The organism is Streptomyces phaeoluteigriseus (assembly GCF_001896135.2).
GTDB classification, from domain to species: Bacteria; Actinomycetota; Actinomycetes; order Streptomycetales; family Streptomycetaceae; genus Streptomyces; species Streptomyces phaeoluteigriseus.
In genome coordinates this window covers 33,622-47,728 of the sequence record NZ_MPOH02000011.1, presented here as the reverse complement: position 1 = coordinate 47,728, position 14,107 = coordinate 33,622, and the positions used below count along the sequence as shown (strand labels likewise).

The following is a 14,107-nucleotide window of genomic DNA, read 5'->3' as shown; positions in this document are numbered from 1 at the left end:
GCTCCACCGATTGGGCCGCTCACAGGACGGGCCGCCCCACCGGACGGCCGCCCCCCGACCATCCCGCCCAGTGCCCGGCCGCACCCGTCAGGTCGCCCGCACCTCATACGTGCCGATCCGGACCGTGTCGTCGTCCAGGCACTGCCCGCTGCGCAGGTCGAAGCGCTGCTTGAGCAGGGGCGAGGCGACGAACGGCCGGCCCTGGAGGGACCCGGTCAGGCCGCGGGAGAGGACCGCCGCGCCGCTGAACGGGTCGCGGTTGTCGACGGCGTACAGCTCGCCCGCCCGGTCCCGGAACAGGGCGACCTGACGGCCGTCCGGCAGGAGTGCCGCCACACCGCGGCCGGGGACCAGCAGGCTCAGGTCGCAGACCGTGAACCAGTCGTCGCCGAGCTGGAGTTGCACCTTCAGGTCGGTCGTCTCGAGTGCCAGGGTCATCGCTGGGCGCTCCCTTCCAGGGGACGGTGGCCGATGGTGAGCAGCGGCAGGTCGGGCTTGATCTGGTCGCGCTCGGGGACGAAGCCGACGACCGGGTCGGGGGTGTCCGGCGCGTTGACGAAGGACACGAACCGGGCCAGCTTCTCGGGGTCGTTGATGGTGGTCGCCCACTCGTCGGCGTAGTTCGCCACGTGCGCGGCCATCAGGGACTCCAGCTCCTCGCAGATGCCGAGGGAGTCCTCCACCACCACGTCCCGCACGTGGTCCAGGCCGCCCGGGATCCGCTCCAGCCAGGTCGAGGTGCGCTCCAGCCGGTCGGCGGTGCGGATGTAGAACATCAGGAACCGGTCGATCAGGCGGATCAGTTCGGTGTCGGAGAGGTCCTGGGCGAGCAGGTCGGCGTGGCGCGGGGTGGCGCCGCCGTTGCCGCCCACGTACAGGTTCCAGCCGTTGGAGGTGGCGATGATGCCGAAGTCCTTGGACTGGGCCTCGGCGCACTCGCGGGCACAGCCGGAGACGGCCGACTTGAGCTTGTGCGGGGAGCGCAGGCCCCGGTAGCGCAGCTCCAGGTCGATCGCCATGCGGACGGAGTCCTGGACGCCGTAGCGGCACCAGGTCTGGCCGACGCAGGACTTCACCGTGCGCAGGGACTTGCCGTAGGCGTGGCCCGACTCGAAGCCGGCGTCGACCAGACGGGCCCAGATCAGCGGGAGCTGTTCCACGCGGGCGCCGAACATGTCGATCCGCTGGCCGCCGGTGATCTTCGTGTAGAGGCCGAAGTCGCGGGCGATCTCACCGATGACGATCAGACCCTCGGGGGTGATCTCACCGCCGGGGATGCGCGGTACGACCGAGTAGGAGCCGTTCTTCTGGAGGTTGGCGAGGAAGTGGTCGTTGGTCTCCTGAAGTGCCGCCTGCTCGCCGTCCAGGACGTAGCCGCTGGCGCCGATCGTGGGCGCGAGGGAGGCGATGATCGAGGCGACCGCTGGCTTGCAGACGTCGCAGCCGTCACCGCCCCGCGCGCCGTCGCGGCCGTAGCGGTCGAGCATGTCCTGGTAGGTGTTGATGCGCAGGGCGAGGACGATCTCGTACAGCTCCTCGCGGGTCTGCGAGAAGCAGCCGCACAGGCCCTTGTCGACCTCGACCCCGCTCGCCTCCAGCTCGGCGGTGACGAGCTGGCCGAGGATCTTGACGCAGCTGCCGCAGCCGGTACCGGCCTTGGTGCACTTCTTCACCTCGGGCACAGTCGTGCAGGAGTGCTCGGTGACCGCGCCGCGGATGGTGCCCTTGGTGACGTTGTGGCAGGAGCAGATGACCGCCTCGTCGGGCAGGGCCGACGGGCCGAGCTGGGCGCCGCCGCCGGCCCCGGCGGGCAGCACCAGCGACTCGGGCGAGACCGGCGGGACCGAGCCGGTCAGGGCGCGCAGGGTGCCGTAGGCGTCCGCGTCGCCGATCAGGATGCCGCCGAGCAGCGTGCCGTCGCGGCCGATGACCAGCTTCTTGTACAGGCCCGAGCGGGAGTCGGAGTACACGACGTCGAGGCAGTCCTCGGCGGTGCCGTGCGCGTCACCGAAGGAGGCCACGTCCACGCCGAGCAGCTTCAGCTTGGTGGAGAGGTCGGCGCCGGTGAAGGAGGCCTCGTCGGCGGCGATCGTCGCGGCGGCCGTCTCGGCCTGCTCGTAACCTGGGGCGACCAGGCCGTACACCCGGCCGTCCGCGGCCAGCGCGCACTCGCCGATCGCGAAGACGTGCGGGTCGCCGACCGTACGGCACTGCTCGTCGACCGCGATGCCGCCGCGCTCGCCGACCGTCAGCCCCGACTCGCGGGCCAGCTGGTCGCGGGGGCGGACCCCGGCGCTGAACACCACCAGGTCGGTGGCGAGTTCGGAGCCGTCGGACAGCTTCATGCCGGTGACGGCACCGGAGGCGTCCGTCACGATCTCCTGGGTGCCCACGCCCGTGTGGACGCTCAGGCCCATCTCCTCGATGGTGCGCAGCAGGGCCGCGCCACCGCCCTCGTCGACCTGCACCGGCATCAGGCGCGGCGCGAACTCCACGATGTGGGAGGTGAGTCCGAGGCCCTTCAGCGCGCCCGCGGCCTCCAGGCCGAGCAGACCGCCGCCGACCACCGCGCCCGTCGTGGCCCGCGACCTGGCGTACTCCTCGATGGCGAGGAGGTCCTCGATCGTGCGGTAGACGAAGCAGCCCTCGGCGTCCTTGTTGGGCACCGGCGGCACGAACGGGTAGGAGCCGGTGGCCAGCACCAGCACGTCGTAGTCGAAGACCAGACCCGAGCGGGCGGTCACCTTGCGGGCGTCGCGGTCGATGGTCTCGGCCGGGTCGCCGACGTACAGCTCGATGCCGTGGTCCTTGATGAACTCCATGTCGGTCATGGAGAGTTCCTCGGGCGTCTTCCCCGAGAAGTACGAGGTGAGCTGGACGCGGTCGTACGCGGGACGCGGCTCCTCGCACAGCACGACCACGCGGTGCGTGGCGGTCAGGCCGCGCTCGGCGAGCGCCTCCAGGAAGCGCTGGCCGACCATGCCGTGGCCGACGAGGACGATCGTGGGGGTGGCCCCCGGGGTGGCGGTCATTCAGGAGCCTCCGTCGTTGGTGAGCAGATGGAGCAGAGGGCCGTGGTCGGGGAGCGGCTCTGCTCCCTCCCAGGCGCGGGCGAGCGCGCCGACGGTGCCGAGTTCACCGACGAGCACACCGCCGACCAGGCGGTCGTCGCGGACGACGACCTTGCGGTAGGTGCCGCGGGTGGCGTCGGTGAGCCGGACGACGTCGTCGCCGGGGAGCGCCTCGGTCTCGCCGAACGCGGCGAGGTCCAGCGAGCCGTCCCCGGCCAGCGTGAGGCGGGTGAGGGAACGCGTCCCCGAGTACCGCGCCGTGGTCTTCCCGGCGAGCGACTCGGCCAGTACGTCGGCCTGTTCCAGCGCGGGCGCGGCGAGCCCGTACACCTCGCCGCCGTGCTGGACGCAGTCCCCGATCGCGCGGATGTGCGGGTCGGAGGTGCGCAGTTCGTCGTCGACGAGGACACCCTTGTGGACGGCGAGTCCGGCCTCCTTGGCGAGGCCGGTGCGCGGGTGGACCCCGCAGGCCAGGACCACCAGGTCGGCGTCGAGGGCGTATCCGTCGGCCAGCTCCACCGAGCGGACCGCGCCGCCGACGCAGCGCACGTCGCGGACCCGGCACTCGGTGTGCACCTCGACGCCGAGGTCCCGCAGGTGCCGCAGCACCAGCCGCGAGGCGTCCGGGTCGAGCTGGCGCTCCATGAGCCGTTCGGACTGCTGGGCGAGGACCACCTGCGCGCCCCGTGCGGCCAGCGCGCGGGCAGCGGAGACCCCGAGGAGCCCGCCGCCGATGACGACGGCCCGCACACCCGGCCGGACCGCCTTCGACAGCCCCAGGCAGTCGTCCATCGTGCGGAAGGCATGGACGCCCTCGGGCAGTTCGTGGTCCGGCGTGAACAGTCCGCGCAGCGGCGGCAGCACCGGGTTGGAGCCGGTGGCCAGCACCAGCGTGTCGTATGCGATCTCCGAGCCGTCCGCGCAGGCCAGGCTGCGCCGCTCGCGGTCGATCCCGGTCACCCGGGCCCGGACGAGTTCGGCGGGCGCGGGCAGCGCGATCACCTCGGGGGCGTACCGGCCGGCCAGCACCTCGGCGAGCAGGACCCGGTTGTACGGCCGGTGCTCCTCCTCGCCGATCAGCAGTGCGGGCATGCCCAGCTCACCGAGCCGCCGGGCGAGGCGTACGCCCGCCAGGCCGGCTCCGATCACCACCACACGCTTATTCGAGGTCATGTCATCGAGCGTGCGGTGCGGAGGTTACCCGGCCGCATCACCGTTGTTTCCCGCGAGGAACGCTGCCCTCAGCGGGGGCGGGGCCGGGGTGTGAGGGTTCCCGGGGTGCGGGAGGGACGCCGTGTGAGACGCCGCCCGCCCGGCAGCGGGCCCGCGGGTGCCCTTGAGTGCCGGTGAGGGCCACCGACCGGCGCGAAGCTCAGAAGTGCCTCAGTTCGATGGACGAACCATGTATCTCCTCCCTAGGGTCGCGATCATGTCCGACATATCCCTGACCATGGTCGTCGTCCTCTGTCTCGCCGCCCTCGCGGCCGGCTGGATCGACGCCGTGGTCGGCGGGGGCGGGCTCCTGCTGCTGCCGGTCCTGCTGCTCGGCCTGCCGTCCGGCACCCCGGCCGCACACGCCCTCGGCACCAACAAGGCGGTCGCCATCGTCGGCACCTCCGGTGCGGCGGTGACGTACGCCCGCAAGGCGCCGGTCGACGTGGGGGTGGCCGTACGGATCGGCCTCGCGGCGCTCGCCGGGTCCTCGGCGGGCGCCTTCTTCGCGGCCGGGATGAGCACTGACGTCCTCAAACCGGTGATCATGGTGGTGCTGCTCGGGGTCGCCGCCTTCGTGATCCTGCGCCCGGCCTTCGGCACCGCCCCCGCCCTCGGCCCCGCGGGCCCGCGCCGCGTCCTCGCCGCGATCGGCCTCGCCGGTCTCGGAATCGGTTTCTACGACGGACTCATCGGCCCCGGCACGGGCACCTTCCTCGTCCTCGCCCTGACCGCCGTCCTCCACCTGGATCTGGTGACCGCCTCCGCGACCGCCAAGATCGTCAACTGCTGCACCAACGCGGGCGCCCTGGCGATGTTCGCCTGGCAGGGGGCGGTCCTGTGGCACCTGGCGCTCCCCATGGCCGTCTTCAACCTCGCGGGCGGCATGCTCGGCGCCCGCACGGCCCTGAAGAAGGGCAGCGGCTTCGTACGGATCGTGCTGCTGACGGTCGTGTTCGCGCTGGTGGCGAACCTCGCGTACGAGCAGTGGCTGAGTTAGGGCCTGTCGTTTTGGATCAGGTCGCAGGGAATCGACGGCGCTGTTCAGTGCCGGTGGGCGGGGTCCGGTGCGTGCGGCCGGGAGGCGGAGGAGGGCGTCGACGTGGAGCGTCGGCCACCGACGACAACGCGGCAGATGCGCGTGCCGGACCCCGCGTCTGCGACGTGATCCGAACGACAGGCCCTGGGGCGGTGGACCGGCCCTGGGGCGGTGGACCGGCCCCGGGTGGCTCCCGGCGCGGTGAGGACCTGTCTACAGCGGGTACCCGATCGGTGACGAACGGCTGACGGAGGCGACCGAAGGCGGCTGAGCATGACGGTGACGCGCAGGCCCGAAGGGTTCGACAGCCCCGAAGGGGTCGACAGCACGGCCACGACCACGACGCCCAGGGCGGCCACCACGGCCACCACGGCCACCACGGCTACCACGGCCACGAGGACGACGGCGGCGGAACCGGCGGAGACCGCGGAAGCGGCCGTCCGGGGGGACGAGCCCCTCGTGTCGCCCGTCAACTCGCACAATGAATGGGACCCGCTGGAGGAGATCATCGTCGGGCGGCTCGACGGCGCCACGATCCCCTCCGACCATCCGGTCGTCAGGTGCAACATCCCGCCGTGGGCGGGACGGTTGCAGGGACTGGCCGCGGGCTTCCGGTACCCGCGCCCGCTGATCGAGAAGGCGCAGCACGAGCTGGACGAGTTCGTCGCCCTGCTGGGGTCCCTCGGCGTCACGGTCAGGCGCCCGGACCCGGTCGACCACCGGCGCCGCTACGGCACCCCCGACTGGTCGTCGCGCGGCTTCTGCAACACCTGCCCGCGCGACAGCATGCTCGTGATCGGGGACGAGATCATCGAGACGCCGATGGCGTGGCCCTGCCGGTACTTCGAGACCCACTCCTACCGCGCCGTCCTCAAGGACTACTTCCGGCGCGGCGCCCGCTGGACGGCGGCCCCCAAGCCCCAGCTCACCGACGAGCTGTTCGAGCCCGACTTCCGGACGCCCGGGGACGGCGAGCCCCTCCGCCGCATCCTCACCGAGTTCGAGCCGGTCTTCGACGCCGCCGACTTCGTCCGGGCCGGACGCGATCTGTTCGTGACGCCCAGCAACGTCACCAACCGGATGGGCATCGAGTGGCTTCGCCGCCACCTCGGCCCCGGCTACCGCGTCCACGAGGTCGAGAGCCGCTGCCGCACGCCCATGCACATCGACACGACGCTCGTCCCGCTCGCCCCCGGCAAGGTCCTGGTCAACCCCGAGTACGTCGACGTCGACCGTCTGCCCGAGCCCCTCAGGTCCTGGGACGTCCTGATCGCCCCCGAGCCCGACCCGATCGACGACCGCCTGCTGAAGATCACCTCGTTGTGCGGCAGGTGGCTCAGCATGAACGTGCTCATGATCGACGAGAAGCGGGTGATCGCCGAGCGCCACCACACCGGGATGCTGCGTGCCCTGGAACGCTGGGGCTTCGAGCCGATCCCGTGCGACCTGCTGCACTACGCGCCGTTCGGCGGCTCCTTCCACTGCGCGACCCTGGACATCCGGCGCCGCGGCACGCTCGCCTCGTACACCGACTGACGGTTCGCGCGTCGACCGACGGCCGCGGGGACGATCAGCCCTCCCGGGACCGGCGCCCGCGGGATCAGTCCCCTCGCGTACGAGCGCCCGCGGGATCAGTCCCCTCGCGGTGCGAGCAACTCCACCAACCCCGTCGTGTCCTCCTCGCCGTGCCCGTCCGCCAGGCGGCGTTCCATCAGGGACATGTACGGCGCGAGCAGCTCGGGGCTGACGCCCTGCTCCTCGGCCGTGCGCAGCAGGGTGGCGTTCCCGGCGACCTGCATGGCGAGGTTGGACACCACGCCCTCGGTGAAGTCGCCGCTTTCCAGCTGCGCGGCGGTCCGGTGGGCCATGGGAGCCATCGCGGCGAGCCAGGACACGAGCAGGGGGGCGAGGTCCGTGGGGGCGACGTCCTCCCGGCGGATCAGCGCGAAGGCGTGCAGGACACCCGCGAACATGCCGCTCATCGCGCTCAGCAGCGCCACGTCGTGCAGGGCGGCGAAGCCGGGGTCCGCGCCGACGTACACGGTCCCGGCGGGGACGGCGAGGGTGGCGCGGTGCTCGTCGAACACCTCCGAGGAACCGCTGTAGAAGACGTATCCCCCGCTGTCCGCGGCCCCGATCATCGGCGGTACGGCCATGATGCCGCCGTCCAGGAATCGGGCGCCGCGCTCCGCCGCCCAGGCGGCCCGGGTCCGGCCCTCGGCCGGGGTGCCGGTGGTGAGGTTCACGAGGTCGCGGCCGGTGAGGTCGACCCCGTCGAGGGCCTCTCCGACGGACGCGTCGTCGAGCAGGCACAGGACCACCAGCCGGCCGTCGGCCACGGCCTCGGCAGGGCTCGCGGCGACGACGGCGCCCTCGGGCGTCGTGCCGGTGGGACGTTCGGGCAACCACGACGAAGGCGGGCACCCAGTTCGGGAAGCCGGCCCAGCGAGCGACGGGTCCGTCTCCACGGTGGACGCTGACCGCTGATCGGTGGACGGCGCCGGGAGACGGCTGAAGCTGCCATCACCCGGTTGGAACACCGGCCGCACGGTGAGCGTGATCCAGACCGCCCACGGCGTCGGGGGGCGGCGGGAAGGGGGTGCGGTGGTCGGGGGAGAGGGTGTTGTCGTTCATGGGGACTAGGCTCGCCGGTGGTGACAGGCCTGCTCAAGTACGCACTTGGGAGTGGGTGGTTACCGCCGGGAAAGCATCCGGGCCGGATCCGTGGAGGCACGGTCCGTGGAGTCTTCGGTGGGGGGAGCGGGTATGGCGATCGGCCGGCGGCCGGGGGCGTACGTCTGCGGGATCGACGCGGCGATGGACGTCATCGGCGGGAAGTGGAAGGTGCTCATCCTCTGGGTGCTGCACGAGCGGCCGCACCGTTTCGGGGCGCTGCGGCGCGCACTGCCGGGTGTGACGGAGAAGGTGCTCGCGGCGCAGCTGCGGGAGCTGGAGGCCGACGGCATCGTGCACCGGGAGGAGTACGACGAGGTGCCGCCCAGGGTCGAGTACTCCCTCACCGCTCGCGGCGAGACCCTGAACGAGGCATTGGAGCCGCTGGGGGCATGGGGCCGGGAGAACCTCCTCGGCGTGGCGACCGCGTCGCACGGGGCAGCGGGCCTGGTCGGCCAGGAAGCTGCCCGTTGACGGCGGTCGTCGGGGCGCCCGTGTCCGCCGTGGCCGGTCCTCGCCGGAAACCGTGTACGGCAGGCGTTGAGGGCCCTCACCGGCTCCCCGTCAGATGCGCGAACACCACCACGTTCCCCCGGTAACCGGTTGCCCGCGAGTATTCGCCGCCACAGGTGATCACCCGCAACTCGGGCCGTGCCGCGGCCCCGTACACCTTCTCGTCGGGGAAGTCGCGGGCGTCGTACACCTCGACCGCGTCGACGGTGAACACCGCGACCCCGCCGTCGCGCCGGTCCACCTCGATGGTGGCGCCCCTGCGCACGGCACCGAGGTCGTAGAAGACGGCCGGCCCCTCGGCGTTGTCGACGTGCCCGGCGACGATCGCGGTGCCCGTCTCACCGGGGGTGGTGCCGGACTCGTACCAGCCGGCGAGGTTCTTCTTCGCGGCCGGCGGCACGTCGAGGCTGCCGGACGTCGTCAGGCCGAGACCCATGAGCGGGGCGTCGACCCGGATCGACGGGATGCGGACACGGTCGGGCGGGGACGGCGGCAGCGCGGGCGCGGACCGCGGGTCGGCGCCGCCCGGCCGGGCCTCGGCAGCCGACGGCTGCGGCGGGGCCTGCGTCCCGGCGCCCCCGTGCAGCAGCCACACACCCGAGCAGAGGGCGACCGCGGTGACGGACGCTATGACGGTGTCGCCGACGACTCTGCGCATGCGTGAGCACCCCTCTCCGTTGCGGAACCCCGTGCCCCCTCCGGGCCGCGAGGGGCGTCGGACCCGGAGGGGGAGGGGACATGCGGTACCGGCGGACGGACAGCGGAGGGTGTCCGTCAGATCCCGTCGCCTCTCGCCCGGCGATGCAGGAGCCAGGTACCGCCCGCGGCGGCGACGGCGAGAGCCGTCACACCGGCCGCGGTCTGCACGGGATCGGGGCCCAGAGCGCCGCCGACCCCCGTCTTCACACTTCCTCGCGGATACACCTGCTCCCGCGAGGAAGTCAGGACGACCACCAGGTCCCCGGCCACCCTCCGCCCGTCCGCGGCACACTGCGCGACGATCTCGTACGTCCCCGGCTGTGCGCTCGGCGGCACCCGGAACTGCCCGATCGCCTTGCCGTCGTGGCTGCTCGGCGCGAGCGTGAAGGGGCCGGCGCCGACCGCGCTCGCGTCGCCCGCCGCCGCCCCGGGGTCGCCGCACGCCGCCGTGTTGACGGTGACCTGGCCGCCCGGCACGGCGGTGGAGGGGTACACGTCCAGGCTGCCGCTCCTGGCGACAGCGGCCTGGACGGGCGCGGCGAACCCGGCCGCGGTGACCACGGCGAGCGCGGTACCGGTCAGCAGTCGGGCGGCGGTACGTCGCATCGATGCTCCTCCGAGCTTTCGCGAGGTGACCCGCGACATCCCCATGTGCCGCTATGTCGGTCGCGCCCCTGCTCCTCCGAGGTAAGTGGCACCGACGCGAGCCCGCTTCCTGAGGGATCGTCAGGATTGAGGTGAACGGGTGTCGGACGGATGGGCCGCGAGGGTGCATCCCCGACCGTTTCGCCAGGTCACCGCAGTGCGGAGCGCGCTCGACGGAAAAGGACCCGAAGGGTGCGGGAGGGGGGTGTGAACGGGTGATCCGGAGATCTGGGGCGGCGCCCGCGTCGGGGCAGGGCGTCGCCCTCGCGGGTGACGGTCCGGGGGAGGCTCCGTGGCGGCCGGTGCAGAGCTTGGGGGTGGGGCTGCGTTCCCGCCGACGGAGAGCCACGGGCCCGACGCCGTTCCGCCGGCGGAGAACTCCCGGCTCGGCGCCGTTTCCCGCCGGTGGAGAACGCCTGCCGGGGCCGGTGGACGGGGGACGGTGTACGCGGCCAGGCGTGCGGTCGCCCGCACCCCCAGGTGGACCAGGTGGGCGGGGGCCCGGCGCCGTTTCCCGCCGGCGGCGGCCGGGCGCTCGGGGCCCGTTCCCGTGGTCCGGCTCGGGCTCCGGCTCCCGTTCCGGCTCCGGCTCGGGCTCCGGCTCCCGTTCCGGCTTGGGCTCCGGCTCCGTCGCGCTCCGGCTCGGCTCCGGTGATGAGGCCTGCTCCTGGAGCCCCGGGTCCGGGGTCGGGTCCGACCTGCTCCGCTCCGGCCTGCGTTGCTCAACTCCCCTGTTTGGGCGGCCTGCAGGGGCTCAGCCCACGCCGCCCGCCTCAGCCCCGGCGATCTCCACCCGCACCGCGCACACCTTGAACTCCGGCATCCGTGAGGTCGGGTCGAGGGCCGGGTTCGTCAGGGTGTTGGCGCGGCCCTCGCCCGGCCAGTGGAACGGCATGAAGACGGTGTCGGGACGGATGCCGGTGGTGATCCGGGCCGGCGCCACCGCCCGGCCCCGCCGGGACACGACGGCCAGTGGATCGCCCTCGGCCGCGCCGAGCCGTGCCGCGAGGCGGGGGTGCAGCTCCACGAACGGGCCCGGCGCGGCGGCGTTCAGCTCGTCCACGCGACGGGTCTGGGCGCCGGACTGGTACTGGGCCACGACCCGCCCGGTGGTGAGGAAGACCGGATACTCCTCGTCCGGCTCCTCGGCGGCGGGCCGGTGCGAGACCGGCACGAACCGCGCCCGGCCGTCGTCCGTGGCGAACCGGTCGAGGAAGAGACGAGGCGTGCCGGGATGGAGGGCACCCGGGTGGAGGGTGCCGGTCTCCTCACGTGCGGGATCCTCCGGAAGGACGTCGAAACCGGTGTCCTCCCCGTCGTCGTCCACGGCCGTTCCCGCCGCTTTCGTCGCCCCCGCCACTCCAGCTGCTTCCGCCGTTCCCGCAGGCGCTCCCGCAGGCGCTCCCGCGAACGTTCCCTCCGGCGCCGGCAGGGCCAGAACACCCCGTTCTCCTCCGCCAGCCGTCGGTAGGTGATCCCGGAGTAGTCCGCGGGCCCGCCCGCGCTCGCCCGCCGCAGCTCCTCGAAGACCTCTTCCGGATCGGTGGGGAAACCCTTCTCCACCCCGAGCCGCGCGGCCAGCTCGTGCAGCACCTCCAGATCGCTGCGGACCCCCTCGGGAGGAGTGATCGCCCGCTGCCGCAGCAGCACCCGTCCCTCCAGGCTGGTCATGGTCCCGGTCTCCTCCGCCCACTGGGTGACGGGCAGGACGACGTCGGCGAGAGCCGCCGTCTCCGACAGCACCACATCACACACGGCGAGGAAATCAAGGGACTTGAGGCGTTCCTCGACGTGCGCGGCACGCGGCGCGGACACCACGGGGTTGGACGCCAGCAGCAGCAGCGAGCGGATGTCGGTGCCCATCGCGTCCAGCAGCTCGTAGGCGCTGCGCCCCGGACCGGGCAGGCTGTCCGGGTCCACGCCCCACACCTCGGCCACGTGCCGGCGCGCCGCCGGGTCGTCCAGCTTGCGGTAGCCGGGCAACTGGTCGGCCTTCTGGCCGTGTTCGCGCCCGCCCTGCCCGTTGCCCTGGCCGGTGAGGCAGCCGTACCCGGAGAGCGGGCGCCCCGCCCGGCCGGTGGCCAGGCACAGGTTGATCCACGCGCCGACCGTGTCGGTGCCCTTGGACTGCTGCTCGGGTCCGCGCGCGGTGAGCACCATCGCGGACTCCGGCTCGCAGAACATGCGCACGGTCTCCCGCAGCTGTGGAACGGACACCCCCGTGATCCGCTCCACATGCTCGGGCCAGTGGGCCATCGCCGCCGCCCGCGCCTCCTCCCAGCCGGACGTCCGCTCCCGGACGTACTCCTCGTCGACCCGCCCCTCGGCGACGACCAGGTGCAACAGCCCCAGCGCCAGGGCGAGATCGGTGCCGGGCCGGGGCATCAGGTGCAGGTCGGCCTGCTCGGCGGTCCTCGTGCGCCGCGGGTCGACGACGATCAACGTGCCGCCGTTCTCCCGCAGTTCGCTGAAGAAGCGCAGTGCCGGCGGCATGGTCTCCGCGAGGTTGGACCCGACGAGGATCACGCACCCGGTCCTCGGGATGTCCTCCAGCGGAAACGGCAGCCCCCGGTCGAGACCGAACGCCTTGATGCCGCCCGCCGCCGCGGACGACATGCAGAAGCGGCCGTTGTAGTCGATCTGCGAGGTGCCGAGGACCACCCGCGCGAACTTGCCGAGCGTGTACGCCTTCTCGTTGGTCAGTCCGCCCCCGCCGAACACCCCGAGCGCGTCGGGCCCGTGCTCGGACCGGATCCTGCCCAGCTCGCCGGCGATCCGGTCGAGTGCCTCGTCCCAGCTCGCCGGCACGAGCGTGCCGCCGGAGCGCACCAACGGGGAGGTCAGCCGCACCCGGGACGAGAGCACCGCCGGCGCCGTCCGGCCCTTGCCGCACAGCGCTCCCCGGTTCACCGGGAAGTCCACGCGCTCGGTCACCTCGACGCCGCCCTCCGGCGTGGGCGACAGGTTCATCCCGCACTGCAGGGCGCAGTACGGGCAGTGGGTGGGCGTCGAGGTGGTCTCCATACGTTTCAGCGTGCTTCGGCCGTGTTACGCCCCGTGCGGTGTCCTGTTACGGCGGTGTGGTGGTGCCCTCCCCACGGACGCCCACCCGGAGTGAGGCGCGGGTGCGGCGCCCCCCCGGCCGCCCTACTCGCCGGCCGCCAGAGCCCGCGTCACCCCCTGGCCGCCCTACTCGCCGGCCGCCAGAGCCCGCGTCACCCCGGGCTCCTTCGGCCCGAGGAACCGTGGATCCGGCTCGAACACCGCGTCCAGCGCCGCCTTGCCGGCCGCGAAGATCTCCCGCGTGCCGCCGTAGTACCAGGTCACGTCGTGTCTGGCGGCGACACCGACGCCGTACGAGTCGACGCCCGCCGCCTCGCACAGGGCGACCGCCCGCCGGATGTGGAAGTCCTGGCTGATGAGGACCGCCCGGTCGACCCCGAAGATCTTCCTGGCGCGCACGCAGGAGTCCCAGGTGTCGAAGCCCGCGTAGTCGCTGACGATCCGGGTGTCCGGAACGCCGTGCCGCGTCAGATAGGCGCGCATGGCGTCCGGCTCGTCGTAGTCCTCCCGGCTGTTGTCGCCGGTGACGAGCACGACCTTGACGCGCCCCTCCCGGTACAGCGTCGCCGCCGCGTCCAGCCGGTGCGCCAGGTACGGCGACGGCTCCCCGGCCCACAGACCGGCACCGAACACCACCGCGACGTCGGTACGCGGCGCGTCGGCCGTCGTGCCCAGCCGGTCCGCGGTCGACACATACAGCCAGGTGGCCGGAAGCAGCCCCAGCACACAGGCGGCCATCATGCCCTGCACCAGCCGCCGCCACCCCGTACGGGTGCGCGGCAACCGCGGCCGACGGATCTTCATACGGTGCTCCCCTGCTCCCGGTCCGGACTGCCCTTCCGGCTTCGACCAGGGAAGACGCAACGAACCGTGATCCGGTTCGGCACGCCGCCCTCCCACCGCACCTCACATCGCGGCCACCCGCGCGGTGAACGCCCGGAAAACACTCGTGACGGTCGCGCAACGGCGGTGCAACCTCGCGCCGCCACCATCGGTTCATGACGGCGTCGCCCTCCATGTACGACGAGTCCCACCACCGCCCCGGCAGCCCGCTGCCGCCGGCGTCCACCTCGACAGTACGGCGCACATCATGAACCGGATCAGCTCCCAGCTCGCCAGCCAGCTCAGCCTCGTCCCGCTCGACGGCCGCCGGCGCCCCGGCCCGCCCGCCCTGGTGGTCGTCGCCCACGGC

At 72.9% G+C, this 14,107-nt stretch carries 10 protein-coding genes and 2 pseudogenes; 4 read left to right on the top strand and 8 right to left on the bottom strand.

Annotated elements, in window-relative coordinates; genetic code table 11:
• Positions 1–87 precede the first annotated feature (87 nt).
• Genes nirD through BM536_RS11385 form a run of 3 tightly spaced genes read right to left on the bottom strand, consistent with a single transcriptional unit; the run spans position 88 to position 4,244 of the window.
• Positions 88–438 carry a nitrite reductase small subunit NirD gene (gene nirD / locus BM536_RS11395; protein WP_094102888.1) on the bottom strand — a complete coding sequence of 117 codons (351 nt, stop codon included), beginning with the start codon at positions 436–438 and terminating at the stop codon, positions 88–90.
• Positions 435–3,032, bottom strand: a complete 2,598-nt coding sequence (nirB, locus tag BM536_RS11390) for a nitrite reductase large subunit NirB (RefSeq protein ID WP_073497590.1) — start codon at positions 3,030–3,032, stop codon at positions 435–437. The genes nirD and nirB overlap by 4 nt, the downstream gene beginning before the upstream one ends.
• A complete protein-coding gene (locus BM536_RS11385) occupies positions 3,033–4,244 on the bottom strand; it encodes an NAD(P)/FAD-dependent oxidoreductase (RefSeq protein WP_094102887.1) in 1,212 nt (403 codons plus the stop codon).
• A gap of 256 nt (positions 4,245–4,500) precedes the next feature.
• Between BM536_RS11385 and BM536_RS11380 the strand changes: the two genes are divergently transcribed.
• Complete coding sequence (locus BM536_RS11380) at positions 4,501–5,283, top strand: sulfite exporter TauE/SafE family protein (protein ID WP_094102886.1); 783 nt, start codon at positions 4,501–4,503, stop codon at positions 5,281–5,283.
• A gap of 312 nt (positions 5,284–5,595) precedes the next feature.
• Complete coding sequence (locus BM536_RS11375; protein ID WP_245873446.1) at positions 5,596–6,858, top strand: amidinotransferase; 1,263 nt, start codon at positions 5,596–5,598, stop codon at positions 6,856–6,858.
• Between the two features lie 95 nt (positions 6,859–6,953).
• On the opposite strand, the gene BM536_RS11370 is transcribed toward BM536_RS11375, so the two are convergent.
• Positions 6,954–7,790 carry an imine reductase family protein gene (locus BM536_RS11370; protein WP_107439580.1) on the bottom strand — a complete coding sequence of 279 codons (837 nt, stop codon included), beginning with the start codon at positions 7,788–7,790 and terminating at the stop codon, positions 6,954–6,956.
• 298 nt (positions 7,791–8,088) lie between these two features.
• On the opposite strand from BM536_RS11370, the gene BM536_RS11365 reads away from it, so the two are divergent.
• Positions 8,089–8,469, top strand: coding sequence for a winged helix-turn-helix transcriptional regulator (locus tag BM536_RS11365; RefSeq protein WP_073499668.1), 381 nt, complete (start codon positions 8,089–8,091; stop codon positions 8,467–8,469).
• A gap of 76 nt (positions 8,470–8,545) precedes the next feature.
• On the opposite strand, the gene BM536_RS11360 is transcribed toward BM536_RS11365, so the two are convergent.
• The 4 genes and pseudogenes from BM536_RS11360 to BM536_RS11345 all read right to left on the bottom strand — a co-directional run bounded on the left by BM536_RS11360 (position 8,546) and on the right by BM536_RS11345 (position 13,719).
• A complete protein-coding gene (locus BM536_RS11360) occupies positions 8,546–9,166 on the bottom strand; it encodes a class F sortase (RefSeq protein ID WP_094102885.1) in 621 nt (206 codons plus the stop codon).
• A 116-nt stretch (positions 9,167–9,282) separates the two neighbouring features.
• Positions 9,283–9,813: a hypothetical protein gene (locus BM536_RS11355; RefSeq protein WP_073499664.1), complete on the bottom strand. Its 531-nt coding sequence runs from the start codon at positions 9,811–9,813 to the stop codon at positions 9,283–9,285.
• A gap of 793 nt (positions 9,814–10,606) precedes the next feature.
• Positions 10,607–12,876: pseudogene (locus BM536_RS11350) on the bottom strand (molybdopterin oxidoreductase family protein).
• Positions 12,877–13,041: 165 nt separating this feature from the next.
• Positions 13,042–13,719, bottom strand: a complete 678-nt coding sequence (locus tag BM536_RS11345; protein WP_073499662.1) for a SanA/YdcF family protein — start codon at positions 13,717–13,719, stop codon at positions 13,042–13,044.
• 286 nt (positions 13,720–14,005) lie between these two features.
• Here BM536_RS11345 and BM536_RS42720 point away from each other — a divergent pair.
• Positions 14,006–14,107, top strand: a pseudogene (locus BM536_RS42720) (sirohydrochlorin chelatase); the annotation flags it as partial.

What these genes read in the sequence shown, in the direction of transcription:
- BM536_RS11355 (WP_073499664.1), bottom strand. Translation starts at nt 9,813, where the DNA reads ATGCGACGTACCGCCGCCCGACTGCTGACCGGTACCGCGCTCGCCGTG.
- nirD (WP_094102888.1), bottom strand. Translation starts at nt 438, where the DNA reads ATGACCCTGGCACTCGAGACGACCGACCTGAAGGTGCAACTCCAGCTC.
- BM536_RS11360 (WP_094102885.1), bottom strand. Translation starts at nt 9,166, where the DNA reads ATGCGCAGAGTCGTCGGCGACACCGTCATAGCGTCCGTCACCGCGGTC.
- BM536_RS11345 (WP_073499662.1), bottom strand. Translation starts at nt 13,719, where the DNA reads ATGAAGATCCGTCGGCCGCGGTTGCCGCGCACCCGTACGGGGTGGCGG.
- BM536_RS11375 (WP_245873446.1), top strand. Translation starts at nt 5,596, where the DNA reads ATGACGGTGACGCGCAGGCCCGAAGGGTTCGACAGCCCCGAAGGGGTC.
- BM536_RS11365 (WP_073499668.1), top strand. Translation starts at nt 8,089, where the DNA reads ATGGCGATCGGCCGGCGGCCGGGGGCGTACGTCTGCGGGATCGACGCG.
- nirB (WP_073497590.1), bottom strand. Translation starts at nt 3,032, where the DNA reads ATGACCGCCACCCCGGGGGCCACCCCCACGATCGTCCTCGTCGGCCAC.
- BM536_RS11385 (WP_094102887.1), bottom strand. Translation starts at nt 4,244, where the DNA reads ATGACCTCGAATAAGCGTGTGGTGGTGATCGGAGCCGGCCTGGCGGGC.
- BM536_RS11380 (WP_094102886.1), top strand. Translation starts at nt 4,501, where the DNA reads ATGTCCGACATATCCCTGACCATGGTCGTCGTCCTCTGTCTCGCCGCC.